The sequence below is a fragment of the Superficieibacter electus genome (assembly GCF_002915575.1).
Classification (GTDB): domain Bacteria; phylum Pseudomonadota; class Gammaproteobacteria; order Enterobacterales; family Enterobacteriaceae; genus Superficieibacter; species Superficieibacter electus.
The window spans coordinates 164,519-190,292 of the sequence record NZ_PQGD01000003.1 but is presented as its reverse complement, the minus strand read 5'-3'; the positions used below and the strand labels follow the sequence as shown (position 1 = coordinate 190,292).

At 50.6% G+C, this 25,774-nt stretch carries 28 protein-coding genes and 1 other annotated feature; of the genes, 22 read left to right on the top strand and 6 right to left on the bottom strand.

Translation table 11 applies throughout. The annotated features are described in order from the left end of the window. Nucleotides 1–280 precede the first annotated feature (280 nt). The 7 genes from CHU32_RS04830 to CHU32_RS04800 all read left to right on the top strand — a co-directional run bounded on the left by CHU32_RS04830 (nt 281) and on the right by CHU32_RS04800 (nt 8,163). Nucleotides 281–928 carry a YchE family NAAT transporter gene (locus CHU32_RS04830; protein ID WP_103674653.1) on the top strand — a complete coding sequence of 216 codons (648 nt, stop codon included), beginning with the start codon at nt 281–283 and terminating at the stop codon, nt 926–928. A 769-nt stretch (nt 929–1,697) separates the two neighbouring features. Continuing rightward, entirely contained in the window at nt 1,698–3,332 is a 1,635-nt protein-coding gene (gene oppA, locus CHU32_RS04825) for an oligopeptide ABC transporter substrate-binding protein OppA (RefSeq protein WP_103674652.1), read from the top strand. Between the two features lie 84 nt (nt 3,333–3,416). Then, nucleotides 3,417–4,337, top strand: coding sequence for an oligopeptide ABC transporter permease OppB (gene oppB / locus CHU32_RS04820; RefSeq protein ID WP_103674651.1), 921 nt, complete (start codon nt 3,417–3,419; stop codon nt 4,335–4,337). A 14-nt stretch (nt 4,338–4,351) separates the two neighbouring features. Beyond that, entirely contained in the window at nt 4,352–5,260 is a 909-nt protein-coding gene (gene oppC / locus CHU32_RS04815) for an oligopeptide ABC transporter permease OppC (protein ID WP_103674650.1), read from the top strand. A gap of 11 nt (nt 5,261–5,271) precedes the next feature. After that, entirely contained in the window at nt 5,272–6,276 is a 1,005-nt protein-coding gene (gene oppD / locus CHU32_RS04810; protein WP_103674649.1) for an ABC transporter ATP-binding protein, read from the top strand. Further along, nucleotides 6,273–7,277, top strand: coding sequence for a murein tripeptide/oligopeptide ABC transporter ATP-binding protein OppF (oppF, locus tag CHU32_RS04805; protein ID WP_103674648.1), 1,005 nt, complete (start codon nt 6,273–6,275; stop codon nt 7,275–7,277). The genes oppD and oppF overlap by 4 nt, the downstream gene beginning before the upstream one ends. Nucleotides 7,278–7,323: 46 nt before the next feature. Further along, on the top strand, nt 7,324–8,163 hold the full coding sequence (locus CHU32_RS04800; RefSeq protein WP_103674647.1) for an ion transporter: 840 nt from the start codon (nt 7,324–7,326) through the stop codon (nt 8,161–8,163). 26 nt (nt 8,164–8,189) lie between these two features. On the opposite strand, the gene CHU32_RS04795 is transcribed toward CHU32_RS04800, so the two are convergent. Together CHU32_RS04795 and cls are read right to left on the bottom strand one after the other, a co-directional pair. After that, complete coding sequence (locus CHU32_RS04795; protein WP_103674646.1) at nt 8,190–8,519, bottom strand: HI1450 family dsDNA-mimic protein; 330 nt, start codon at nt 8,517–8,519, stop codon at nt 8,190–8,192. 34 nt (nt 8,520–8,553) lie between these two features. Continuing rightward, nucleotides 8,554–10,014 carry a cardiolipin synthase gene (gene cls, locus CHU32_RS04790; RefSeq protein ID WP_103674645.1) on the bottom strand — a complete coding sequence of 487 codons (1,461 nt, stop codon included), beginning with the start codon at nt 10,012–10,014 and terminating at the stop codon, nt 8,554–8,556. A gap of 145 nt (nt 10,015–10,159) precedes the next feature. On the opposite strand from cls, the gene CHU32_RS28010 reads away from it, so the two are divergent. Next, entirely contained in the window at nt 10,160–10,333 is a 174-nt protein-coding gene (locus tag CHU32_RS28010; RefSeq protein WP_133159223.1) for a YciY family protein, read from the top strand. 32 nt (nt 10,334–10,365) lie between these two features. Here the strand turns inward: CHU32_RS28010 and CHU32_RS04785 are convergent, their stop codons facing one another. Then, nucleotides 10,366–10,662, bottom strand: a complete 297-nt coding sequence (locus tag CHU32_RS04785) for a YciI family protein (protein WP_103674644.1) — start codon at nt 10,660–10,662, stop codon at nt 10,366–10,368. Nucleotides 10,663–10,883: 221 nt separating this feature from the next. Here CHU32_RS04785 and tonB point away from each other — a divergent pair, with 221 nt between their 5' ends. Then, nucleotides 10,884–11,597, top strand: coding sequence for a TonB system transport protein TonB (tonB, locus tag CHU32_RS04780; RefSeq protein ID WP_176691620.1), 714 nt, complete (start codon nt 10,884–10,886; stop codon nt 11,595–11,597). Nucleotides 11,598–11,627: 30 nt separating this feature from the next. On the opposite strand, the gene CHU32_RS04775 is transcribed toward tonB, so the two are convergent. From CHU32_RS04775 to pfkB, 3 genes are all read right to left on the bottom strand, one after another. Continuing rightward, on the bottom strand, nt 11,628–12,488 hold the full coding sequence (locus CHU32_RS04775) for a fructosamine kinase family protein (RefSeq protein ID WP_103674642.1): 861 nt from the start codon (nt 12,486–12,488) through the stop codon (nt 11,628–11,630). A gap of 103 nt (nt 12,489–12,591) precedes the next feature. Further along, on the bottom strand, nt 12,592–12,882 hold the full coding sequence (ghoS, locus tag CHU32_RS04770; protein ID WP_103674641.1) for a type V toxin-antitoxin system endoribonuclease antitoxin GhoS: 291 nt from the start codon (nt 12,880–12,882) through the stop codon (nt 12,592–12,594). A gap of 88 nt (nt 12,883–12,970) precedes the next feature. Then, complete coding sequence (gene pfkB, locus CHU32_RS04765) at nt 12,971–13,903, bottom strand: 6-phosphofructokinase II (protein WP_103674640.1); 933 nt, start codon at nt 13,901–13,903, stop codon at nt 12,971–12,973. Between the two features lie 315 nt (nt 13,904–14,218). Here pfkB and CHU32_RS04760 point away from each other — a divergent pair, with 315 nt between their 5' ends. The 13 genes from CHU32_RS04760 to CHU32_RS04700 all read left to right on the top strand — a co-directional run bounded on the left by CHU32_RS04760 (nt 14,219) and on the right by CHU32_RS04700 (nt 25,459). Then, on the top strand, nt 14,219–14,977 hold the full coding sequence (locus CHU32_RS04760) for a DUF481 domain-containing protein (protein WP_103674639.1): 759 nt from the start codon (nt 14,219–14,221) through the stop codon (nt 14,975–14,977). Nucleotides 14,978–15,300: 323 nt separating this feature from the next. Continuing rightward, the gene (gene thrS / locus CHU32_RS04755) at nt 15,301–17,229 is read left to right on the top strand and encodes a threonine--tRNA ligase (protein ID WP_103674638.1); all 1,929 of its coding nucleotides are present in this window, start codon (nt 15,301–15,303) and stop codon (nt 17,227–17,229) included. A 3-nt stretch (nt 17,230–17,232) separates the two neighbouring features. Next, complete coding sequence (gene infC, locus CHU32_RS04750; RefSeq protein ID WP_071828920.1) at nt 17,233–17,775, top strand: translation initiation factor IF-3; 543 nt, start codon at nt 17,233–17,235, stop codon at nt 17,773–17,775. Between the two features lie 91 nt (nt 17,776–17,866). Continuing rightward, nucleotides 17,867–18,064 (top strand): 50S ribosomal protein L35, encoded by a 198-nt coding sequence (rpmI, locus tag CHU32_RS04745; RefSeq protein WP_001124225.1) that lies wholly within the window; start codon nt 17,867–17,869, stop codon nt 18,062–18,064. A 50-nt stretch (nt 18,065–18,114) separates the two neighbouring features. Next, nucleotides 18,115–18,471, top strand: coding sequence for a 50S ribosomal protein L20 (rplT, locus tag CHU32_RS04740; protein ID WP_002440151.1), 357 nt, complete (start codon nt 18,115–18,117; stop codon nt 18,469–18,471). 106 nt (nt 18,472–18,577) lie between these two features. Beyond that, nucleotides 18,578–18,701, top strand: a sequence feature (Phe leader region). Continuing rightward, nucleotides 18,583–18,627 carry a pheST operon leader peptide PheM gene (gene pheM / locus CHU32_RS28205; protein ID WP_001386830.1) on the top strand — a complete coding sequence of 15 codons (45 nt, stop codon included), beginning with the start codon at nt 18,583–18,585 and terminating at the stop codon, nt 18,625–18,627. It overlaps the preceding feature by 45 nt. 38 nt (nt 18,702–18,739) lie before the next feature. Further along, nucleotides 18,740–19,723, top strand: a complete 984-nt coding sequence (gene pheS / locus CHU32_RS04730) for a phenylalanine--tRNA ligase subunit alpha (protein ID WP_103674637.1) — start codon at nt 18,740–18,742, stop codon at nt 19,721–19,723. A gap of 15 nt (nt 19,724–19,738) precedes the next feature. Then, nucleotides 19,739–22,126 (top strand): phenylalanine--tRNA ligase subunit beta, encoded by a 2,388-nt coding sequence (gene pheT / locus CHU32_RS04725; RefSeq protein WP_103674636.1) that lies wholly within the window; start codon nt 19,739–19,741, stop codon nt 22,124–22,126. Between the two features lie 4 nt (nt 22,127–22,130). Then, nucleotides 22,131–22,430, top strand: a complete 300-nt coding sequence (gene ihfA / locus CHU32_RS04720) for an integration host factor subunit alpha (protein ID WP_006820203.1) — start codon at nt 22,131–22,133, stop codon at nt 22,428–22,430. A gap of 175 nt (nt 22,431–22,605) precedes the next feature. Then, nucleotides 22,606–23,586, top strand: a complete 981-nt coding sequence (gene btuC, locus CHU32_RS04715; RefSeq protein WP_103674635.1) for a vitamin B12 ABC transporter permease BtuC — start codon at nt 22,606–22,608, stop codon at nt 23,584–23,586. A gap of 27 nt (nt 23,587–23,613) precedes the next feature. Further along, nucleotides 23,614–24,165, top strand: coding sequence for a glutathione peroxidase (locus tag CHU32_RS04710; RefSeq protein ID WP_103674634.1), 552 nt, complete (start codon nt 23,614–23,616; stop codon nt 24,163–24,165). Further along, nucleotides 24,165–24,914, top strand: coding sequence for a vitamin B12 ABC transporter ATP-binding protein BtuD (gene btuD, locus CHU32_RS04705; RefSeq protein ID WP_103674633.1), 750 nt, complete (start codon nt 24,165–24,167; stop codon nt 24,912–24,914). Before CHU32_RS04710 ends, btuD begins: the two co-directional genes overlap by 1 nt. An 80-nt stretch (nt 24,915–24,994) precedes the next feature. After that, nucleotides 24,995–25,459: a C40 family peptidase gene (locus tag CHU32_RS04700; RefSeq protein ID WP_103674632.1), complete on the top strand. Its 465-nt coding sequence runs from the start codon at nt 24,995–24,997 to the stop codon at nt 25,457–25,459. Nucleotides 25,460–25,774 lie beyond the last annotated feature (315 nt).

Below are 25,774 nucleotides of genomic sequence, written 5' to 3'. Positions count from 1 at the left end.
GTTACTCACTTCTGAGTACGAAATACGTGATCTACATCAAGTTTAAGCAAAGCTGACTCCTTTCAGCAGGCTGTTTTAGCCGATTTGTATCAAGTGTTAAATGATTACAGTTAAACCAAAATCAACATTATCATAACTACTACAAATATATAACATGGTGGAATGTCAGGTTTTTTTGACAGATTTGTGGTGAAGTGTGCTGACAAAAAGCGTATCTTCAGCGCGGAATTATACTAACGTGTCGTCAACTACCACTTTGGATGAAGGTGCGGAGCCTGCCGTGAGCCAATCGCTTTTTGATTTTCCAACGTATTTTAAGTTTTTTATTGGCCTGTTCGCCCTGGTAAACCCCATCGGGATCATGCCCGTTTTCATTAGCATGACCAGTTACCAGACGGCGCTGGCGCGTAACAAAACCAATTTGACGGCAAACGTTTCTGTTGCCATTATCCTCTGGACCTCTCTTTTCCTTGGTGACAGCATTCTTCAGGTGTTTGGGATCTCAATCGATTCCTTTCGTATTGCTGGGGGTATCCTGGTTGTCACGATTGCCATGTCGATGATTAGCGGTAAGCTGGGCGAAGATAAACAGAATAAGCAGGAAAAATCAGAAACGGCAATCCGTGAAAGTGTAGGGGTCGTTCCTCTGGCGTTGCCGCTGATGGCAGGGCCGGGTGCCATCAGTTCCACTATTGTCTGGGGAGCGCGCTACCACAATTTGATGCATCTGCTTGGATTCTCGGTGGCGATAGCCCTGTTTGCATTTTGCTGCTGGAGCGTTTTCCGCATGGCACCCTGGCTGGTCAGACTCCTGGGGCAAACCGGTATTAACGTTATTACACGAATTATGGGGCTACTGCTCATGGCGCTGGGCATTGAATTTATTGTTACTGGCATAAAAAGCATCTTTCCTGGTCTTGTTCACTGAATCCTTCCTTTATTACCCTCTGCGCAAATGGAGGCACCTTCGTTTGCGCCATTATTAGCAAAGCAGATATATAAAGCTGATTTTGTACTTATTCATAATAAAAACCATTGATAGCTAACTGCATTACATTTCAACGAGTTAAAACCAAGTCGCCGTTTCAGCTGTACAGATTATCACCGGGTGATGTGTTATTTTTCTCACACCATACTCTTGGGCTTGCTCCGGGATAATTGAAATGTTATTAGTAATTTGAAGGTCACAGCAGATAAATGTGCTAAATAGTAAGCAAATGTTAATGTTTTGCAAAATTACCAGCAATGAGGGATCGTCGCCTCGCTTTGATGTGACTTTTTCAACTATTGTGCTGAAAACTAATGTATTTCATGCGTTGTCGTGTGATTTGTAACCACTTTTACGATGAATTGTTATTGCATAAAAGAGAATTAGTTAACAAATTTGCAAATTATATTGGCGGCGCGGCAGGGCATTTGATACTTTCCGGCCAGTTAATTTGTAGCATAACCTGCGTAGATGAGAATTATTTTCAAATAGATTGTCGCACGCTGTAAATCAATATGTCTCGACAGGGGAGACGTATTAAAGAATCGACAGAAGGTGGCCCTCAGAGCCATCCGTAATAAATAAGTCGGTGATAGCAACAAGAAAGCAACCCGGCAGTCGCCTAAAGCTCCTGCATTGACCGGGCCCCTAACGGGAACTGAAGAGGCTGGCTCAGGCCAGTAATTATAATTATTGGAGTCTTAACACAATGTCCATCATCACGAAAAAAAGTCTGGCTGCGGCGAGCGTTCTGGCAGCGCTTATTGCAGGAAATGTTGCCCTCGCGGCGGATATCCCGGCGGGTGTCACGCTCGCTGAAAAGCAAACCATGATCCGTAATAACGGTGCTGAACCTCAGTCACTGGACCCAAACAAGATTGAAGGGGTGCCTGAGGCAAACGTCAGTCGTGACCTGTTTGAAGGTCTGCTGGTCACCTCCCCGGTAGACGGCCATCCGGTGCCGGGCGTGGCTGAGAGCTGGGATAACAAAGACTTTAAAGTCTGGACGTTCCATCTACGTAAAGACGCCAAATGGTCAAACGGCGAGCCCGTTACCGCGCAGGATTTTGTCTATAGCTGGCAGCGTCTGGTCGATCCTAATACCGCTTCTCCTTACGCAAGTTATCCTCAATACGGACATATCCTCAATGTTGATGAAATCGTTGAGGGTAAGAAAAAGCCGTCTGAACTGGGTGTGAAAGCAATTGATGCAAACACGCTGGAAGTCACGCTGAGCGAGCCGGTACCTTATTTTTATAAGCTTCTGGTAAACCCGGCCATGTCACCTGTGAATAAAGGTGCCATTGATAAATTCGGTGAGAAATGGACTCAGCCAGCGAATATCGTCTCGAACGGCGCTTACAAACTAAAAGACTGGGTCGTTAACGAACGTATCGTGATGGAGCGTAATACCAACTACTGGAATAATGCGAAAACCGCCATCGACCAGGTCACTTACCTGCCTATCTCCTCGGAAGTTACCGATGTGAACCGCTATCGTAGCGGTGAAATCGATATGACGTATAACAATTTGCCGATCGAGCTTTTCCAGAAGCTGAAAAAAGAAATCCCGAATGAAGTGCATGTTGACCCGTATCTGTGCACCTATTACTACGAAATCAACAACCAGAAAGCACCATTTACCGACGCACGTGTTCGTACCGCGCTGAAGCTGGGTCTGGATCGCGATATTATTACTAACAAAGTGAAAGCGCAGGGCGACCTGCCAGCCTTTGGTTATACGCCGCCCTACACCGACGGTGCCAAACTGACTAAACCGGAATGGTTTAGCTGGACCCAGGAAAAACGTAACGAAGAAGCGAAAAAACTGCTGGCAGAAGCGGGTTACACGGCGGATAAGCCACTGACCTTCAATTTACTGTACAACACGTCCGATCTGCATAAAAAACTGGCTATCGCCGCTGCGTCCATCTGGAAGAAGAACCTGGGCGTAAACGTTAAACTGGTCAATCAGGAATGGAAGACATTCCTTGATACCCGTCATCAAGGGACCTATGACGTGGCGCGTGCGGGCTGGTGTGCGGATTACAACGAACCGACCTCCTTCCTCAATACTATGCTCTCTGGCAGCTCCATGAACACCGCGCACTATAAGAGTCCGGCGTTTGACAGCATTATGGCTGATGCGGTTAAGGCTACCGACGAAGCAAAACGTACCGAGCTGTATGATAAAGCCGAACAGCAACTGGGCAAAGATAGCGCCATTGTTCCGGTCTATTACTATGTGAACGCGCGTCTGGTAAAACCATGGGTGGGCGGTTATTCCGGTAAAGATCCGATGGACGATCTCTACACCAAAGATATGTACATTATTAAGCACTAATGGCAATAAGCGGGGCAGCGTATTTCTGCCCCGCAGTGTCTTATTTCATCGCACTACAAAGGCACACGCCAGAAGGTACGGGCAATGTTAAAATTTATTCTACGTCGCTGTCTCGAAGCGATTCCAACGCTATTTATTCTTATTACGATTTCTTTCTTTATGATGCGCCTCGCGCCGGGCAGTCCTTTTACCGGAGAGCGCACCTTACCGCCAGAAGTCATGGCGAATATTGAGGCGAAATATCATCTTAACGATCCTATCTCCACGCAATACTTCAATTATCTGAAGCAACTGGCGCATGGTGATTTCGGACCCTCGTTTAAGTACAAAGATTATTCCGTTAACGATCTGGTTGCGGCCAGTTTTCCGGTCTCCGCGAAGCTCGGTGCAGCGGCATTCATCCTGGCTGTGATCCTCGGCGTTTCCGCTGGCGTCATTGCGGCGCTAAAGCAAAATACGAAATGGGATTATACCGTGATGGGGGTGGCGATGACCGGGGTGGTCATTCCCAGCTTTGTGGTTGCTCCATTGCTGGTGATGATATTCGCCATCACCCTTAAATGGCTGCCGGGAGGCGGCTGGAATGGCGGGGCGCTCATTTATATGATCCTGCCGATGGTGGCGTTATCGCTGGCGTATATTGCCAGTATCGCGCGCATTACCCGTGGTTCGATGATTGAAGTGCTGCACTCCAACTTCATCCGCACCGCCAAAGCCAAGGGATTGCCGATGCGCCGCATTATTCTTCGCCACGCGTTAAAACCCGCGCTGCTACCGGTGTTGTCCTACATGGGGCCAGCGTTTGTCGGCATTATCACGGGTTCCATGGTTATTGAAACCATTTATGGTCTGCCGGGGATTGGCCAGCTGTTCGTTAACGGCGCGCTTAACCGCGATTATTCGCTGGTATTGAGCCTGACTATCCTGGTTGGCGCGCTGACTATTTTGTTTAACGCGGTTGTCGACGTGCTGTATGCCGTCATTGACCCGAAAATTCGTTACTGACGCTGGAGTTCGCCATGATGTTAAGTAAGAAAAACAGCGAGGCGCTGGAGAACTTCAGTGAAAAACTCGACATTGAAGGACGCAGTTTATGGCAGGATGCGCGACGTCGCTTTGTGCATAACCGTGCGGCAGTGGCCAGCTTAATTATGCTGATTATTATCGCGTTATTTGTCATCTTAGCGCCGATGCTGTCGCAATTTACCTACGATGATACCGACTGGGGCATGATGTCAGCGGCACCGGATACGGAATCCGGGCACTATTTTGGTACTGACTCGTCGGGGCGCGATCTGCTGGTGCGTGTGGCTATCGGCGGGCGGATCTCACTGATGGTCGGCATTGCTGCCGCACTGGTGGCGGTGATTGTCGGTACGCTGTATGGCTCGCTGTCCGGCTATCTTGGTGGCAAAGTTGACTCGGTCATGATGCGTTTACTGGAGATCCTGAACTCGTTCCCGTTTATGTTCTTCGTGATTCTCCTTGTCACCTTTTTTGGGCAAAACATTCTGCTGATTTTTGTCGCGATCGGCATGGTTTCCTGGCTGGATATGGCGCGTATCGTGCGTGGTCAGACGCTAAGCCTGAAACGTAAAGAGTTTATTGAAGCAGCCCAGGTTGGCGGCGTATCCACGGCGAATATCGTGGTGCGTCACATTGTGCCCAACGTGCTGGGGGTGGTGGTAGTGTATGCCTCTTTGTTGGTGCCAAGCATGATCCTGTTTGAATCTTTCCTGAGCTTCCTTGGGCTGGGTACACAAGAGCCTCTTAGCAGTTGGGGAGCGTTATTGAGTGACGGCGCTAACTCAATGGAAGTGTCTCCCTGGCTATTACTTTTTCCGGCAGGTTTCCTGGTGGTCACCCTGTTTTGTTTTAACTTTATCGGCGATGGCCTGCGTGATGCCCTCGACCCGAAAGATCGCTAAGGAGCGCCGCCATGAGTATGATTGCTACTTCTCCGGTGGAACAGAAATCCGGTCTGCTGCTGGATGTTAAAGACCTGCGCGTGACGTTTAAAACGCCGGATGGTGATGTCACCGCCGTCAACGACCTTAATTTTAGTCTGCGGGCTGGTGAAACGCTGGGGATCGTGGGTGAGTCCGGCTCCGGTAAATCACAAACAGCATTCGCGTTAATGGGGCTACTGGCTTCCAACGGGCGGATTAATGGCTCTGCGTTGTTTAACGGCAAGCAAATCCTCAACCTGCCTGAGGGTGAGCTGAACACCCTGCGGGCGAAGCAAATCTCAATGATATTTCAGGACCCGATGACCTCGCTTAACCCTTATATGCGAGTAGACGAGCAGCTCATGGAGGTCCTGATGCTGCACAAGGGGATGGGGAAAGCCGAGGCATTTGAAGAATCGGTGAAAATGCTGGATGCCGTTAAAATGCCGGAAGCGCGCAAACGCATGCGTATGTATCCGCATGAATTTTCTGGCGGCATGCGCCAGCGCGTGATGATTGCGATGGCATTACTGTGTAAACCAAAGTTGCTTATTGCCGATGAACCAACCACGGCACTGGATGTAACGGTTCAGGCGCAGATCATGACCTTGCTAAATGAACTCAAACGTGAGTTCAACACTGCGATTATCATGATTACTCACGATCTCGGGGTGGTTGCCGGTATCTGCGATAAAGTGCTGGTGATGTATGCCGGACGCACGATGGAGTATGGCCAGGCACGGGATGTGTTTTATCAGCCCGCCCATCCGTACTCTATTGGCCTGCTAAACGCCGTTCCGCGTCTGGATGCTGAGGGCGAGTCGTTGCTGACCATTCCCGGTAATCCGCCAAACCTGCTGCGCCTGCCAAAAGGTTGCCCGTTCCAGCCGCGCTGTCCGCACGCGATGGAAATCTGTAGTAGTGCGCCGCCGCTGGTGGAGTTTGCCCCAGGCCGCCTGCGCGCCTGCTTTAAGCCGGTGGAGGAGCTGGTATGAACGCCGTGACAGAGAACAGAAATGTACTGCTTGAAATCGCCGATTTAAAAGTGCATTTCGATATTAAAGATGGCAAACAGTGGTTCTGGCAGCCAGCCAAAACGCTGAAAGCCGTGGATGGTGTTACGCTGCGGCTTTACGAAGGTGAAACCCTGGGGGTGGTGGGGGAGTCAGGATGCGGTAAGTCAACCTTCGCACGGGCCATCATCGGGCTGGTTAAAGCTACGGACGGTAAGGTCGCCTGGTTAGGCAAGGACCTGCTGGGGATGAAGCCGGACGAATGGCGCAATGTCCGCAGCGACATTCAGATGATTTTTCAGGACCCACTGGCATCACTAAATCCGCGCATGACCATCGGCGAAATTATTGCCGAGCCACTGCGTACCTATCATCCGAAAATGCCGCGCCAGGAAGTGCGCGATCGGGTGAAAACGATGATGATGAAAGTCGGTCTGCTGCCTAACCTTATCAACCGTTATCCGCATGAATTTTCCGGCGGGCAATGCCAGCGTATCGGCATTGCCCGGGCGTTAATTCTTGAGCCCAAACTTATCATCTGTGATGAACCGGTCTCGGCGCTGGATGTGTCAATCCAGGCGCAGGTCGTCAACCTGCTTCAGCAGCTACAGCGTGAAATGGGCTTGTCGCTGATTTTCATTGCCCACGATCTGGCGGTGGTCAAACACATCTCCGATCGCGTGCTGGTGATGTATCTGGGCCACGCGGTAGAACTGGGCACCTATGATGAGGTGTATCACAATCCGCTGCACCCTTACACGAAAGCGCTGATGTCCGCGGTGCCAGTACCCGATCCGGATCTGGAAAAGAATAAAACTATCCAGTTGCTTGAAGGCGAGTTACCTTCACCCATTAATCCGCCTTCCGGCTGTGTTTTCCGCACCCGTTGTCCGATCGCCGGGCCAGAATGCGCCAAAACACGCCCCGTACTGGAAGGAAGTTTCCGTCATGCGGTGTCCTGTCTGAAGGTCGACCCGTTATAATCGTAAGGGCTGACACTGGTCAGCCCTTCTTTAATGAGGTTGCAGCGTGATTGCCATTGGTCCATTTCGTCAGCACGTTTATCATTCATTATTCGATCATCATACTCCGTGCGCTCGGCGCTTTGAGGCGCTGTGTGGATTTTTGGCTCTTCTGAGCGTTATCACTATTTTCTTTGAGTCAGGAATAGGGACCACATTTCGTCTTTCCTGGATTGAATGGCACTTTTTTGTTTGGCTGGAGGCCGGGTTTACTTTTCTCTTCACCCTTGAATATTGTCTGAGAGTGTTTAGCTGGCCGAAACCAGCAAAATATGTTTTTGGTTTTTGGGGGATCGTCGACCTTGTCACCATACTGCCGCTGTATGTTATTTTATTGTGGCCAGAGATAGGTCTTGAATATGTCTTTGCCTGGCGTGCACTCCGCGTTATTCGCGTGCTGCGGATATTAAAATTACTCCGACTGATGCCAGCCCTGAACGGGTTATGGGCCGCGATGGTCAACTCCCGGCATCAACTGATCTTATTTTATTCCTTCATCGCCATCATTATGGTGATTGCCGGGGCATTAATGTATGGCATAGAAGGGCCAGCCAATGGTTTTACCACCCTAAGCACTGCGGTGTATTGGGCAATTGTTACTGTTACAACGGTCGGCTATGGTGATATTGCACCCCATACCCCGGCAGGCAGAATTGTGGCGTCAATACTTATTTTGATCGGCTATTCTGTCATTGCGATCCCAACCGGCATTATCACCTCGCAAATGACCAGCGAAATACAAAAACGCCGGCTGGCGAGAATATGCCCTTATTGTCAGCAAAACGGCCATGACATCATGGCAAAATTTTGTAAATCCTGCGGACATCCGCTTAAAGAAGAGAAATAAAAAGGGCAGCGTCGCTGCCCTTAAAACTACTCACGCCACAGAATGTGGCACAGCTTATGATCTTTTTCCCGGCACAAAAGCACGCGCGCAAAAACGTCGTTCAGTTCGCCGCCATCGGTATCAGCAAGGCCGATCACCACTTCGGCAAAAAAGTCCGGGTTCAGGTCATAATCGACGTGCTCCTGCCAGTCTTCTGCCGGATCGAATAATTCAGCGCCGCCACGTTCTTCAAACTGTAAATTGAACAGGATGATATCAGCGGGATCGAGGTTATCCGCCGCCAGCTCAAGAAAAATGTCATACGCTTGTTCAAGCGTTTCGTCTTCGGTCAGACGGTTGTTGAGATCCATATCCATAATAAGTACCTGTTAGCTATCTATTGCGCTCGTTTTACAGCAACGGACTGAAGAAGTAAAACAGTCGCTCAGTGATCCGCTGCCACAGCGGGCGTTTTACCCACAGACGGATATCCAGTAACCGTGAGCGGGAAATATAATCATCCTGAACTGCCGCTAAATCACCGCCAAAGCCTGCATCATCAATAACCAGCGTAATCTCAAAGTTCAGCCACAGGCTACGCATATCAAGGTTGACCGTACCAACCAGACTCAGCTCGCCGTCCACGAGCACGCTTTTGGTATGTAGCAGGCCACCTTCAAACTGGTAAATCTTGACGCCTGCCGCCAGCAATTCCGTAAAGAAGGCGCGGCTGGCCCAGCCGACCAGCAGCGAGTCATTCTTTCGCGGTAAGATTATGCTAACGTCAACCCCACGCTGGGCAGCAGTACAAATTGCATGTAGCAGGTCATCGCTGGGCACAAAATAGGGCGTGCTCATGATTAAATATTCGCGGGCCGCATAGGTTGCTGTCAACAACGCCTGATGGATAAGATCTTCAGGGAAACCGGGCCCCGAGGCAATAGTATGGATAGTGTGCCCGCTGGCCTCTTCAAACGGCATGATATTGTTGTCAGGCGCAGGAGGTAAAATGCGTTTACCCGTTTCTATCTCCCAGTCGCAAGAATAGACAATCCCCATTGCCGTAGCGACCGGACCTTCCATACGCGCCATCAGGTCAACCCACTGACCTACGCCTGCGTCCTGTTTAAAGAAGCGCGGGTCGACCATATTCATACTGCCGGTATAAGCAATATAATTGTCAATCATGATCATTTTGCGGTGCTGACGCAGGTCCATGCGGCGCAGAAATACACGCATTAAATTAACTTTTAAAGCCTCAACCACTTCGATACCCGCATTGCGCATCATGCTTGCCCACGGGCTGCGAAAGAAGGTGACGCTGCCTGCCGAGTCCAGCATTAAGCGGCAATGAACGCCACGGCGCGCCGCAGCCATCAGCGATTCCGCCACCTGATCGGCCATCCCGCCCGGCTGCCAGATGTAGAACACCATCTCAATATTATGTCGTGCGAGCTGAATATCGCGGATCAGCGCCTGCATCACATCATCTGAGGTGGTCAATAGTTGCAGCTGATTGCCTTTCACGCCGGCAATACCCTGCCGACGTTCACAAAGTTTGAACAAAGAGGAAGCAACGGCACTATTTTCTTCGGCAAAAATATGCTTACAGGCTTTGAGGTCGTTGAGCCATTTCGCGGTAGAGGGCCACATCGCCCGGGCGCGCTCGGCCCGTCGTTTACCAAGATGCAATTCGCCTACCGACAGATAAGCGATGATACCGACCAGCGGTAAAATATAAATAATTAATAGCCATGCCATCGCGGAAGGAACTGCACGGCGCTTCATCAGGATGCGTAAGGTAATACTCGCAATGAGCAACCAGTATCCAAGAACGAGCAGCCAGCTCATCACCGTGTAGAAGGTTGTCATAGATGAAAAAATCCTTTTGATAGCCTGTTGTTATGAGTGTACGCGGACTGAAACTTCTGGCAAATAAAAAGCGGCAATGAAAAGCGCTGTTCTGACGGCTGCAAGGGTTTATAATGCACGTTCTTCCTTTATAAGAGCGGTAAAAATGAAGCGTAGTAGAACGGAAGTGGGACGCTGGCGCATGCTGAGGCAGGCAAGTCGTCGCAAGTCCCGCTGGCTTGAAGGCCAGTCTCGTCGCAATATGCGTATTCACTCCATTCGTAAGTGTTTACTTAATCAGCACCGCAATATTCTGCTGTTTGCGATTTACGACCTTTAAGTAAAAAGGGCACCTGAACGGTGCCCATTATCTTAGAAGACTTTTTTGTACGGTTTTATCGTCACATTCTGATAAACCCCCGCCGCGACATAAGGATCGGCATCAGCCCACTCTTTCGCCGCTTCTGCGGATTCAAATTCAGCAATCACGGTGGAGCCGGTAAACCCTGCGGCACCAGGATCGTTACTGTCAACCGCAGGCATTGGGCCTGCGGTCAAAAGACGGCCTTCATCATGAAGTAATTGCAGGCGTGCCAGATGAGCAGGGCGCACTGCCTGACGTTTTTCCAGAGAATCAGCGACATCTTCAGCGTAAATAACGTACAGCACGGTAAAACTCCTTATCTACAGTTTGCTGAAACACGGTAAGTGAAAGTGGGGCAGACTGCAATCATCAACCTCTGTCATTGGTAAAAGCCTTGCGAAAAATGCGGATAAATCGTGCCAATTCAGGGAAAAAATGGGCGAAGGGGAAATGCCTTATTGAATATGATTGCTATTTGCATTTAAAATTACGCCATCATTTTTCAACTGAAACGACTATGACTTCAATGGCCCTTGATTTACCACGCCGCTTTCCGTGGCCAACATTGCTCGCTTTGTCTATCCACGGTGCCGTAATAGCAGGTTTGCTGTACAGCTCGGTAAATCAGGTTATTGAACTGCCCGCGCCCGCCCAGCCCATCTCCATCACTCTGGTTGCACCACCGGAGCCTGAACCGGTAGTTCAGCCTCCGGCACCTGAGCCGGTTGTGGAACCTGAACCGGAGCCGGAACCTGTGGTTGAAACGCCAAAAGAAGCGCCGGTGGTCATCGAAAAACCTAAGCCCAAACCTAAACCAAAGCCGAAACCTAAACCGGTTAAAAAGGTTGAGCAGCCAAAACGGGACGCGAAACCAGCGGAACCCCGTCCGGCGTCGCCGTTTGAGAATAGTACGCCGACGCGTCAGGTAAATAATACGCCACCTGCAGCAAAACCGGCGGTTGCAACACCTTCCGGTCCGCGAGCGCTCACGCGTAACCAGCCTTCCTATCCGTCCCGGGCGCTGGCCCTGCGCGTGGAAGGAAAAGTAAGAGTGAAATTCGACGTAACTGCTGACGGGCGTGTTGATAACGTGCAAATTCTGTCAGCCCAGCCAGCGAACATGTTTGAGCGAGAAGTGAAAACAGCTATGCGCAAATGGCGTTATGAATCAGGCAAGCCGGGCTCCGGGCTGATTATGAACATCGAATTTCGCATCAACGGCGGCGTTCAGATAAATTAATAACTCTACGCCTCCCGTTCTTCGGGAGGCTCAGGCTCCCAGTACCCTTTCTAACGCTTTCTGCGCCGTCACCAGATGCTGTCCGCCAAAAAGAATCGCCCGGTTCAGGAGCGTATAGAGCTGATAAACGGGTTGTCTGTCCAGAAAGCCTGACGGCAGGGGCGAAATGGCCTGATAGCCGTCATAAAGTTGCGGCGGTTGATCAGGATGTAATGGCAACATCGCTAAATCACACTCTCTGTCGCCCCAATAACAGGCAGGATCGTAAATAAACGGCCCATCAGGTCCCAGCGCGCAGTTTGCTGACCATAAATCACCGTGCAACAGCGATGGCTGCGGCTGATGATTGCTCAGGCGCTGCTGGATTTGCGCAACAATCGTGTCGATATTGCCAAATTCCAGCCCTTTTTCCGCGGCCAGTTCCAGTTGCCAGCCGATACGTTGCTCGGCAAAAAAAGTGGACCAGCGACGTTGCCAGGCATTGGGTTGGGGGGTGGTAGAGATATGGTTGTCAAAATCCAGACCAAACTGGGGTTGATCGCTCCATTGATGAAGGCGTGCCAGCTGTTGTCCTAACTGAAACGCACTGTGGGCATCAAGCGGCCTCGCAGGAAGATAGTCCATTACCAGAAAAGCATAATCCCTTTCGCTACCTACTACCCACACATGAGGCACAGTGACGGTTTTACTGCGCGACAACAGCTCCAGTTGATCGGCCTCAGCGGTAAAACAGGGCAACAATTCACGCTCATCGCATTTGACAAAAAAATCGCGGCCAGCATAACGGATTTGCCATGCGGCATGAATTTCTCCGCCGGGCAGTTCGTGACGTTGTTCGATCTCACCGTCGCCAAGTTGCTCACTTAACAGTCGACTAATAGCCTGCCACATGTGTTCTCTCCCATGTTTATTGCCATATCATAACGTTAGCGCACAAATGCTCTGAAAAAACCGAACTCACGCACAATTGAAAAAGCTGCTGGCCGAATGGCACTTATTGCTTATGCGTTAACCATTCGTCAAAAGCCACAACGTCAACATCGGGGGAGACGTCGAGCACACCCTCGGCAAGACCCGTTGCCAGATCCCTGACCTCATTCTCGCTCTGAGGGGTAATAATACCAAATGTGTTTGTCCCCAGTTCATGCACCTTACCGTGTTCATCGCTGAGTGTCAGTGTGAATCCGGCGCGGGTAAGCTGGTTGTTCAGTTCATTAATTTGGGTTAGCGTCTCTTCGTGAAACCGTATCGTCACCACATAACGCTTTATATCACCTTCGCTCATTATTCACCTCGCGAGTCAGTTGAATTTTTTTAGCATAGTAGAGGGTTGTTATTTAGCGACCTGCGTTTCGTTAGCTCACGCCGGGTGACTAAATACGCCGCAGGTAATCATATATTTTTTGCGTATTTTCTCGTGAGCACAGTCGCGTGCCCTGATTAATCGTGGCGGCACTCCCGGCAGCAACGCCGTAACTAACCATTTCTTCAAGAGTGGCATTTTCTGCCATTTTTAAGGTCATTGCGCCAACCATGCTATCGCCCGCACCAACGGTGCTCTGGCTTTTAACCGGTGGGGGGACGACTTGTACGCAGTTATCACCATCGACGGCCAGTGCGCCCTGAGGACCAAGAGATACCACTACGCGCAAGGCTTTGCCACTGCGCACGATTTCTTGTGCCGCCTCCCGAACATCATCAGGTTGCGTGAGTTCCCGCTGCACTAATGCACTTAATTCCTTTTGGTTGGGTTTTACCAGTTCGATATTGCCGACAGCCAGGGCAGCAGCGAGGGCATCTCCGGAACTGTCAATAATGCAGCGGATTCGATGCTGTTGTACTGCTTTCACCAGTTGTACCAGCCGTTCAACGTTAATACCTGGAGGAAGGCTTCCGCTTATTACCAGAAGTGAGTTTTCTTCAATCTCCAGTACGCGCTCCTCAATCTGGCGAAATTCATCGTCAGTGAGCGAGGCTCCAGGCATAACAAAACGATATTGCTCACCGCTGGATTCGACGTGCACATGTAGATTCTGCCGGGTCCAGTCCGTAGTCTCAATGGCTTGTACCGGTACCTGTTCATCGGCCAGTAAATTGACCAGATGCTCTCCTGTGGCACCACCAGCCGGAAAAATAGCGGTGGCTTTACCGCCAAGGAAGGTGATGGCCCTTGCTACATTAATGCCACCGCCGCCAGGTTCGAAAACCGGCGCGCTACAGCGTAACTTTCCTTCAGGATAAATTTGCGGCGTCAGGGTCGCGCTGTCCAGAGAAGGCGCAAGCGTGAGAGTATAAATTTTAACCATGTTAATGCCTCCTTTTTATATTCCTTCAAACAAGGTCCAGTTACGGATTTCATTAAGCCTGGCATCGAACTGCCAGGAAGGGTAGGGCAACAGCATGATTTTACAAATAAATACGCTATCGGTATATCAATGCCATTGCGAACAGAAGTGCCGTTTTGGGAGCGTTCTTATTCAAAAAATCCTGCAATATTTCATTGCTATGTTAAATGAGCCTTTTTATAATTTGTTACCTTTCTCTGGATCGTTAACGTTGATCCCCACGAAAGTTTCCAGGACCGTGATGGTCTCTTATTTGGTTGTACGGACTTATTATAAATGAAGCTCTTAAAGACAGTTCCCGCCGCTATGCTGCTGGCGGGAGGCGTGTTTGCGTCAATGTATGCAACAGCCGACGATACCGTTTTTACTGTCATGGACGATCCCTCCACTGCGAAAAAACCGTTTGAAGGCAATGTTAACGCGGGCTATCTCTCTCAGTCAGGGAATACGAAAAGCTCCTCGCTTACTGCCGACTCCACCTTGACCTGGTACGGTAATACTACCGCCTGGTCTTTGTGGGGTAATGCCAGCAATACCTCATCAAATGATGAACGTTCTTCAGAGAAATACGCCGTCGGTGGACGTACCCGCTATAACCTTTCAGATGAAAACTATCTGTTTGGTCAGGGGAGCTGGTTAACGGACCGTTACAATGGCTATCAGGAGCGCGATATTTTAACTGCAGGTTATGGTCGCCAGTTCCTGAACGGGCCGGTACACAGCTTGCGTTTTGAATTCGGTCCGGGTGTGCGTTATGACGAATACACGGATGGCGGTAACGAAACGCAGCCACTGGGCTATGCATCCGGTACTTACGCGTGGCAGATGACTGATAATGCTAAATTCACGCAGGGCGTTTCTGTTTTTGGTGCTGAAGACACAACTGTTAACTCGGAAAGTGCGCTTAATGTCGCGATTAACGAGCATTTCGGTCTGAAGGTTGCTTATAATCTGACCTGGAACTCGAACCCGCCGGATACTGCGCCAGAGCATACAGACCGTCGTACCACGCTTTCACTGGGTTATAAAATGTAATATTACCGGGCCGAATAATTGCGGCCCGTTTTATCATATCTCTCCTCCGTCAGCTATTATCCCTACGCAAGTTCATCATCTCCGGCGGGTAAAAGACGGAAAGCAAAAAAAGCCATTTGAACCAATATCAAACACAGTGGTGCACACACTCTTTTTTTAATGTTACTATTCTCAGGCGGTGTGAATACCGCGCACCGATTTTCAAATTGCGTGCCAATTTAGCAATTGTTGGTTAGATGGCTTCGCAATTTACTGTTCATAAACGATTATTCTCTTTGTATGTGATCTTTCGTGTGGGTCACCACTGCAAATAAGGACATAGAATGCCTGTAATTACTCTTCCTGATGGCAGCCAACGCCAATTCGATCGCCCTGTAAGCCCCCTGGATGTTGCTCTTGATATCGGCCCCGGTCTGGCAAAAGCCTGTATCGCTGGTCGCGTTAACGGCGAACTGGTGGATGCTTCCGATCTCATTGAAAACGATGCGCAATTAGCCATTATTACTGCGAAAGATGAAGAGGGCGTGGAGATTATTCGCCACTCCTGTGCGCATCTGCTGGGCCATGCCATCAAACAACTTTGGCCTACTACTAAAATGGCGATTGGCCCGGTTATCGACAACGGCTTTTATTACGACGTTGACCTCGATCATACGCTGACCCAGGAAGATATCGACGCGCTTGAAAAGCGGATGCACGAGCTCGCCGAGAAAAACTACGATGTCATCAAGAAAAAGGTTAGCTGGCATGAAGCGCGTGAAGCGTTTGTACAGCGCGGCGAAACCTACAAAGTCTCCATTCTTGATGAAAACATTTCCCATGATGACAAGGCCGGTCTTTACCATCATGAAGAATATGTTGACATGTGCCGTGGACCGCACGTGCCAAACATGCGTTTTTGCCATCATTTTAAATTGATGAAAACGGCCGGTGCATACTGGCGTGGCGATAGCGATAACAAAATGCTTCAGCGTATTTATGGTACTGCCTGGGCAGACAAAAAAGCGCTGAATGCTTACCTGCAACGTCTGGAAGAAGCCGCCAAGCGCGATCACCGTAAGATCGGTAAACAGCTTGATCTGTACCACATGCAGGAAGAAGCGCCAGGCATGGTTTTCTGGCACAACGACGGCTGGACCATTTTCCGTGAACTGGAAACGTTCGTGCGCAGCAAGCTGAAAGAGTACCAGTATCAGGAAGTAAAAGGCCCGTTTATGATGGACCGTGTACTGTGGGAAAAAACCGGTCACTGGGACAACTATAAAGATGCAATGTTTACGACCTCTTCTGAGAACCGTGAATACTGCATCAAACCGATGAACTGCCCCGGCCACGTACAGATCTTTAATCAGGGGCTTAAATCCTATCGCGATCTGCCGCTGCGCATGGCAGAGTTTGGTAGCTGCCACCGTAACGAGCCGTCAGGTGCGTTACATGGTCTGATGCGGGTCCGTGGTTTCACCCAGGATGACGCCCATATTTTCTGTACCGAAGAACAGGTGCGTGATGAAGTCAACGCCTGCATTCGTTTAGTCTATGATATGTATAGCACCTTTGGCTTCGAGAAGATCGTCGTCAAACTTTCCACTCGTCCGGAAAAACGTATCGGCAGTGACGAGATGTGGGATCGTGCTGAGGCGGACCTGGCCGTTGCGCTGGAAGAGAACAATATCCCGTTCGAGTATCAGCTCGGTGAAGGGGCGTTCTACGGTCCGAAAATTGAATTTACATTATATGACTGCCTCGATCGTGCATGGCAGTGCGGAACAGTACAGCTGGACTTCTCTCTGCCGTCTCGTCTGAGCGCCTCTTATGTAGGTGAAAACAACGAGCGTCAGGTACCGGTAATGATTCACCGTGCTATTCTCGGGTCGCTGGAGCGCTTTATCGGCATCCTCACCGAAGAATTTGCCGGCTTCTTCCCGACATGGCTTGCACCAGTGCAGGTCGTTGTGATGAATATTACCGATTCTCAGTCCGAATATGTCAGTGAGTTAACGCAAAAACTGCAAAATGCAGGCATTCGCGTAAAAGCGGACTTGAGAAATGAGAAGATAGGCTTTAAAATCCGCGAGCACACTTTACGTCGTGTCCCTTACATGTTGGTCTGTGGCGACAAAGAGGTTGAAGCCGGCAAGGTTGCCGTGCGCACCCGTCGTGGCAAAGACTTGGGCAGCCTGGACGTAAACGAAGTTATCGAGAAGCTGCAACAAGAGATTCGCAGCCGCAGTCTTCAACAACTGGAGGAATAAGGTATTAAAGGCGGAAAACGAGTTCAAACGGCACGTCCGAATCGTATCAATGGCGAGATTCGCGCCCTGGAAGTTCGCTTAACAGGTCTTGAAGGCGAAGCTTTGGGTATTGTGAGTCTGAGAGAAGCTATCGAAAAAGCTGAAGAAGCTGGAGTAGATTTAGTTGAAATCAGCCCTAACGCCGAACCGCCAGTTTGTCGTATTATGGACTACGGCAAGTTCCTTTATGAAAAGAGTAAGTCTTCTAAGGAACAGAAGAAGAAACAGAAAGTTATCCAGGTCAAGGAAATCAAATTCCGTCCTGGCACCGATGATGGCGACTACCAGGTAAAACTCCGCAGCCTGGTTCGCTTTCTGGAAGATGGCGATAAGGCTAAAATCACGCTGCGTTTTCGCGGTCGTGAAATGGCCCACCAACAGATTGGTATGGAAGTGCTGACGCGCGTTCGTGACGATCTGAGTGAACTGGCAGTAGTCGAATCCTTCCCAACGAAGATCGAAGGCCGTCAGATGATCATGGTGCTCGCTCCTAAGAAGAAACAGTAAGGCCATCAAGTAATCTTACCTGTGGGCTTCGGTCCACAGGTGGATTCGCCTTTGTTTCGTTTATTAACAATGCGAAGTGGAAGTTATTAAAATGCCAAAAATTAAGACCGTACGCGGTGCTGCTAAGCGCTTCAAAAAAACCGGTAAAGGTGGTTTTAAGCACAAGCACGCTAACCTGCGTCACATTCTGACCAAAAAAGCTACCAAGCGTAAACGTCACCTGCGTCCGAAAGCCATGGTTTCTAAAGGCGATCTGGGCCTGGTCATCGCGTGCCTCCCGTACGCATAAGTCGTTAACCCTTTTAACTTTTTAATTAGAATAGATACAGGAGAGCACATATGGCTCGCGTAAAACGTGGTGTAGTTGCCCGTGCACGTCACAAGAAAATTTTGAAACAAGCCAAAGGCTACTACGGTGCGCGTTCACGCGTCTACCGCGTTGCCTTCCAGGCTGTTATCAAAGCTGGTCAGTATGCTTACCGTGACCGTCGTCAACGTAAGCGTCAGTTCCGTCAACTGTGGATTGCGCGTATCAACGCAGCAGCACGTCAGAACGGTATTTCTTACAGCAAATTCATCAACGGCCTGAAAAAAGCCTCTGTTGAAATCGACCGTAAGATCCTGGCTGACATCGCCGTATTCGACAAAGTAGCGTTCACCGCTCTGGTTGAAAAAGCGAAATCAGCTCTGGCATAAGCCAGACAGAAGAGGGAGCCTGGCTCCCTCTTTTTTGTTTTGATTGACATTTTTCCGCTAAGCCTTTTCAATAACGCTTTACGGCCCTGATTTACACAAGGTAACGCAAGCATGAATGCTGCTATTTTCCGCTTCTTTTTTTACTTTAGCACCTGAAACCAGGAGGCTAGCGCGTGAGAAAAGAAACGGAAAACAGCGCCAGAAAGCCTCCCAGTGGAGGCTTTTTTTGTATCTGGCGTTTATATATCGTCACATAATGAGGAAAATCATGTCACATCTCGCAGAGCTGGTTGCCAGTGCGAAGGCAGCCATTAACCAGGCGTCAGATGTTGCCGCGTTAGATAACGTACGCGTTGAATATTTGGGCAAAAAAGGGCACCTTACCCTGCAAATGACGACCCTGCGTGAACTGCCGGCAGAAGAGCGTCCTGCGGCAGGTGCAGTGATCAATGAAGCAAAGGAGCAGGTTCAGCAAGCGCTGAACGCGCGTAAAACCGATCTGGAAAGCGCCGCGCTCAATGCCCGTCTGGCTCAGGAAACGATAGATGTTTCCTTGCCGGGACGCCGTATCGAAAACGGCGGTTTACATCCGGTCACCCGCACCATCGATCGTATCGAGAGTTTCTTCGGTGAGCTGGGCTTTACCGTGGCTACCGGCCCGGAAATTGAAGACGATTATCATAATTTTGATGCTCTGAATATTCCCGGTCATCATCCGGCGCGTGCCGATCACGACACCTTCTGGTTTGATGCTACCCGTCTGCTGCGTACCCAGACCTCCGGCGTGCAGATCCGCACCATGAAAAATCAGCAGCCGCCAATCCGCATCATTGCGCCAGGCCGCGTTTACCGTAACGATTACGATCAGACCCACACCCCAATGTTCCACCAGATGGAAGGGCTGATTGTCGATACCAATATCAGCTTTACCAATCTGAAAGGTACCCTGCACGACTTCCTGCGTAATTTCTTTGAGGAAGATTTGCAGATCCGCTTCCGTCCGTCTTATTTCCCGTTCACCGAGCCGTCTGCGGAAGTTGACGTGATGGGTAAAAACGGCAAGTGGCTGGAAGTGTTGGGTTGCGGCATGGTACATCCAAACGTACTGCGTAATGTCGGTATCGACCCGGAAATTTATTCTGGTTTCGCCTTTGGCATGGGAATGGAGCGTCTGACCATGTTACGTTACGGTGTCACCGATTTGCGCGCGTTCTTCGAAAACGATTTGCGTTTCCTCAAACAGTTTAAATAAGGGCAGGATAAAAAAATGAAATTCAGTGAACTGTGGTTACGCGAATGGGTAAACCCGGCAATGGACAGCGCAGCGCTGTCCGATCAAATTACGATGGCAGGCCTTGAAGTTGACGGCGTCGAGCCAGTCGCAGGGGCCTTTAATGGCGTCGTAGTTGGGGAAGTGGTGGAATGTGGCCAACATCCGAATGCCGACAAGCTGCGTGTAACGAAAGTCAACGTGGGTGGAGAACGCCTGCTGGATATCGTCTGCGGTGCGCCAAACTGCCGTCAGGGACTGAAAGTAGCGGTAGCGACTATCGGCGCAGTACTGCCGGGCGATTTTAAAATTAAAGCCGCTAAACTGCGTGGTGAGCCGTCAGAAGGCATGCTGTGTTCTTTCTCCGAGCTGGGGATTTCCGACGATCACAGCGGTATTATTGAACTGCCAGCCGATGCGCCTGTTGGCACGGACATTCGTGAGTATCTTAAGCTTGACGATAACACCATTGAAATCAGCGTTACCCCGAACCGCGCCGACTGTTTAGGCATCATCGGCGTGGCACGCGATGTCGCCGTGCTGAACCAGTCACCGCTGGTCGAGCCGGAAATTACTCCCGTCGCGGCGACCATCGACGATGTCCTGCCAATTACCGTTGAAGCCCCTGACGCTTGCCCGCGTTACCTGGGCCGGGTGATCAAAGGTATTAATGTTGGCGCGCCGACACCACTGTGGATGCGTGAAAAGCTGCGTCGCTGCGGCATTCGATCCATTGACGCGGTGGTAGATGTAACCAACTACGTCCTGCTTGAGCTGGGCCAGCCGATGCACGCGTTTGACAAAGATCGCATCGAAGGCGGCATCGTCGTGCGCATGGCGAAAGAGGGTGAAACCCTGGTTCTGCTTGATGGCAATGAAGCAAAACTTAGCAGCGACACCCTGGTGATTGCCGATCGCCAGAAAGCGCTGGCAATGGGCGGGATCTTTGGCGGCGAGCATTCTGGCGTCAACGGTGAAACGCAAAACGTCCTGCTGGAATGTGCCTTCTTCAACCCGCTGTCCATTACTGGCCGTGCTCGCCGTCATGGCCTGCATACCGATGCGTCCCATCGCTATGAGCGCGGCGTCGATCCTGCGTTACAATATAAAGCGATGGAACGCGCCACGCGCCTGCTGCTGGACATCTGCGGTGGTGAGGCTGGTCCGGTTATTGACGTCACGCATGAGGCCGCGCTGCCAACACGCGCAACCATCACTCTGCGTCGCAGCAAACTGGATCGTCTGATCGGTCATCCTGTTGCTGATGAGCAGGTTAGCGATATCCTGCGTCGCCTGGGTTGTGATGTCACCGAAGGTCAGGATGAATGGAAAGCTGTCGCCCCGAGCTGGCGTTTCGACATGGAAATCGAAGAAGATCTGGTCGAAGAAGTGGCCCGTATCTACGGCTATAACAATATTCCGGATGCGCCTGTGCAGGCGGGCCTGATCATGGGCCACCATCGTGAAGCGAATCTGTCGCTCAAGCGCGTAAAAACACTGCTTAACGATAAAGGCTATCAGGAAGTCATCACCTACAGCTTTGTCGATCCTAAGCTGCAACAGCTGATTCATCCGGCACAGGACGCGTTGATCCTGCCAAGCCCGATTTCCAGCGAGATGTCAGCCATGCGTCTGTCCTTGTGGACGGGGCTGCTGGGCACGGTGGTATATAACCAGAACCGCCAGCAAAACCGGGTGCGGATTTTTGAATCAGGTTTGCGCTTTGTCCCGGATACGCAGGCGGATTTAGGCATTCGTCAGGATCTTATGCTGGCGGGCGTCATCTGTGGCAACCGTCATGATGAGCACTGGAATCTGGCAAAAGAGAGCGTTGATTTCTATGATTTGAAAGGCGATCTGGAATCTATTCTGGATTTGACTGGCAAGCTTGCCGACATTCGGTTTAAAGCGGAAGCTAATCCTGCGTTGCATCCTGGCCAGTCGGCAGCGATTTATCTGAAAGATGAACGTATTGGTTTCATTGGTGTTGTTCACCCAGAACTGGAACGTAAACTGGATTTGAATGGTCGCACGCTGGTGTTTGAACTGGAGTGGAACACGCTTGCAGACCGCGTGGTACCTCAGGCGCAGGAGATTTCTCGCTTCCCGGCAAACCGCCGCGACATCGCTGTGGTCGTGGCTGAAAATGTCGCTGCAGCAGAAGTTTTGGCAGAATGTAAGAAAGTTGGCGTAAATCAGGTAGTTGGCGTAAACTTGTTTGATGTGTACCGCGGTAAGGGCGTAGCGGAGGGTTACAAGAGCCTCGCTATTAGCCTCATCCTTCAGGATACCAGCCGTACACTCGAAGAAGAGGAGATTGCCGCTACCGTTGCCAGATGCGTAGAGGCACTGAAAGAGCGATTCCAGGCATCATTGAGGGATTGAACCTATGGCGCTTACAAAAGCTGAAATGTCAGAATATCTGTTTGATAAGCTGGGGCTTAGCAAACGGGATGCCAAAGAGCTGGTTGAGCTGTTTTTCGAAGAGATCCGTCGCGCTCTGGAAAATGGTGAGCAGGTTAAACTGTCCGGTTTTGGTAACTTTGATTTGCGTGATAAAAATCAACGCCCGGGACGTAACCCGAAAACGGGTGAAGATATTCCCATTACAGCCCGGCGCGTGGTGACCTTCAGACCCGGACAGAAGTTAAAAAGCCGTGTCGAAAACGCTTCGCCCAAAGCAGAGTAATCTGAACTAACTAAAAAGGCCGCTTTTGCGGCCTTTTTTCTTGCCACAAGTCTGGCTGGCGAAGTATTTCTATTCATTGAAAAATCCCGTATATTTCAGCGGATTCTTCTCCACGGGCGTGGGGAATTTATTAGCAGAAACCGCTACAACTGCCCGGTGTCAAGGAGGCGTACACATGCTGGTCTGGGAACAACGACAACAGCGACGCAACCGATATTGGCTTAGTGGTCTTTTTCTGACGCTGGTGTTGGTCATGCTATTTGGTATTTGCGCAGGTGAGCAGTGGATCGGCCCCGCCTCATGGAACTCTGCGCAAGGACACCTTTTCGTCTGGCAAATACGATTACCCCGCACGCTGGCGGTGATGCTGGTCGGCGCATCACTGGCGCTGTGTGGCGCGATTATGCAGGCGCTTTTTGATAACCCGCTTGCTGAGCCAGGATTATTAGGCGTCTCAAACGGTGCGGGTGTCGGGCTTATTGCTGCCGTATTAGCTGGGCAGGGCAGATTACCCCAATGGTCGCTGGGGCTATGTGCCATTGCCGGGGCGCTCACCATCACGCTTATTCTGCTGCGATTTGCCAGATGTCATCTTTCAACAAGCCGCTTATTGCTCGCGGGCGTCGCGCTGGGCATTATTTGTAGTGCTTTTATGACCTGGGCTATCTACTTTTCCACCTCATTCGATTTGCGTCAGTTAATGTACTGGATGATGGGCGGCTTTGGCGGTGTGGACTGGCAGCAGGTCTGGCTAATGACAGCATTGCTACCAGTAATGATATGGGTCTGCTTTCAGTCGTCGGCGCTGAATTTGCTGGCGCTGGGGGAAACGTCTGCTCGCCAGCTTGGATTGCCAATGGGACTATGGCGCAATTTGCTGGTAGTGGCGACCGGCTGGATGACAGGAATTAGTGTGGCCCTGGCGGGGGCGATTGGTTTTATTGGGCTGGTTATTCCGCATATCCTGCGCCTGTGTGGCCTGTCCGATCACCGCGTCCTGTTGCCAGCCAGCGCTCTGGCCGGGGCGATCGCATTATTGATTGCCGATATTATTGCCCGCCTGGCACTGGCTTCTGCTGAATTACCCGTGGGTGTGGTTACCGCAACATTAGGCGCACCTGTTTTTATCTGGCTATTATTAAAGGCCGGGCGATAAGACCCGTAAATTGACTAAGGGGACGCTATGCAACACGATATTCTGACTACCGGTGTGACGACCATAGATGGCGAAAACACCACGCTTGAGCACTATAAAGGGGATGTTCTGCTCATCGTCAACGTCGCATCGAAATGCGGCCTTACGCCACAGTATGAAGGGCTGGAAAATATTCACAAAGCCTGGGCTGATGCGGGATTTAAGGTGTTAGGTTTCCCCTGCAACCAATTTTTGGGGCAGGAGCCAGGCAGTGAAGAGGAAATCAAAACCTTTTGTAGCACCACCTACGGCGTGACGTTCCCATTATTCAGCAAGATCGACGTCAATGGTGAAAACCGTCATCCGCTGTATAAAAAACTTATCGCGGCGGCACCCACAGCCGTTGCTCCTGAAAGTAGCGGCTTTTACGAACGTATGGCAAGTAAAGGTCGGGCACCGCTTTATCCTGATGATATTTTGTGGAATTTTGAGAAATTCCTTATCGGACGGGATGGACAGGTCGTTCAGCGTTTCTCACCCGATATGCAGCCAGAAGATCCTATTCTGATGGAAGCTATCAAACTGGCTTTAGCAAAATAATGCCGACGCTGCTGCAAATGCGCAATGTCGAGGAGGACGGGCGCTTAGGCCCGCTCTCTGCCGAAGTTAAGTCCGGCGAGGTTATTCACCTTGTCGGTCCTAACGGCGCGGGTAAGAGCACGTTATTGAGCCGTTTAGCCGGCCTTACCGGAGGTAAGGGAACAATTCTCTTCAACGATCGCCCCCTGATGCAATGGTCCGCTACGGTACTGGCGCGTCACCGTGCTTTTTTGACCCAGCAGCAAACGCCCCCTTTTGCTATGCCTGTGTGGCACTATCTGAAACTGCATCAGACGGGTCAGGCGCACGAGGAAATACTGGAGGCGTTTGCCGGCAAACTCGACCTGAGCGATAAGCTGGGGCGTCAACTCAATCAGCTATCAGGCGGTGAATGGCAGCGCGTGAGACTGTGCGCGGTCATTTTGCAAATCCATCCCGCCAGCAATCCGCAAGGACAGCTATTATTACTTGATGAACCCATGAACAGCCTTGATGTTGCTCAGCAGGCAGGGCTTGACGCTGTGCTCAGAGAACTTAGTGAGGCCGGGATTGCCATTGTGATGAGCAGTCACGATCTTAATCATACGTTACGCCACGCGCACAGGGTCTGGTTACTGCGCGGCGGAAAAATGATTGCGTGCGCCACGGCAGATAAAGCGCTCACGCCTGTACGGCTTGCTGCCGCCTATGGCATGCCGTTTCGTCGTCTGGAGGTGGAGGGACACAATATCCTGCTTACCGGCGGGTAGCACGAATGGTCTCTTGCCAGCCAGATAATTACCAGGGTAAATTATTCCGTCATCTAAAAGCGTAGAAGGATCGCACGGACATGCGTTGCTGGTTTATTTTATTCACGGCACTCCTTTTAGCCGGTTGTAGTTCGCATCGGGCACCGCCGCCAAATCCGCGACTGGCAGACTCTATTGTCGTCATCGCGAACCTTAATGAACAACTTCACGACTGGCGCGGCACACCTTATCGTTATGGGGGGATGAGCCATCGAGGGGTCGACTGCTCGGGTTTTGTCCTGATGACGTTCCGCGATAAATTCGCGCTCAAGCTACCGCGAGAAACGCGTCAGCAGGCGAGGATAGGGACTGAGATCGACAAAGACGATCTCCTCCCGGGCGATCTGGTATTTTTCAAAACAGGGTCCGGTGAAAGCGGCCTGCATGTCGGCATTTACGATACCGACAATACGTTTATTCATGCCTCTACCAGCCGGGGTGTGATGCGCTCTTCGCTGGATAACGTTTATTGGAGTAAGAACTTCTGGCAGGCCCGCCGCATTTAACAGGTCACCCTGTTAAATGCGCCTCCCCGCAATAAAAGATGATTTAACGCAAACTTCTGAAATAGTTCTGAACGTATTATCTGCGTTCCGGTTACAGAAACGTTTGTTAATCTGCAACATTCTGGATTAAACCTTCTTTCATCCCTGGTTTATAAAAGCCTGCTCATCATGACGATCTTTTTACGAAAAGAGAGTCTGCTAAGTAATGACTCAGCGAATGTTTCATTAGAAGGCCGCGCTTAAATCAGAGATTTCTGCCGGTGGCTGTAATTGTGTTACTTACCCAATATAGATTACACTGAGTCTCTGAGGGTA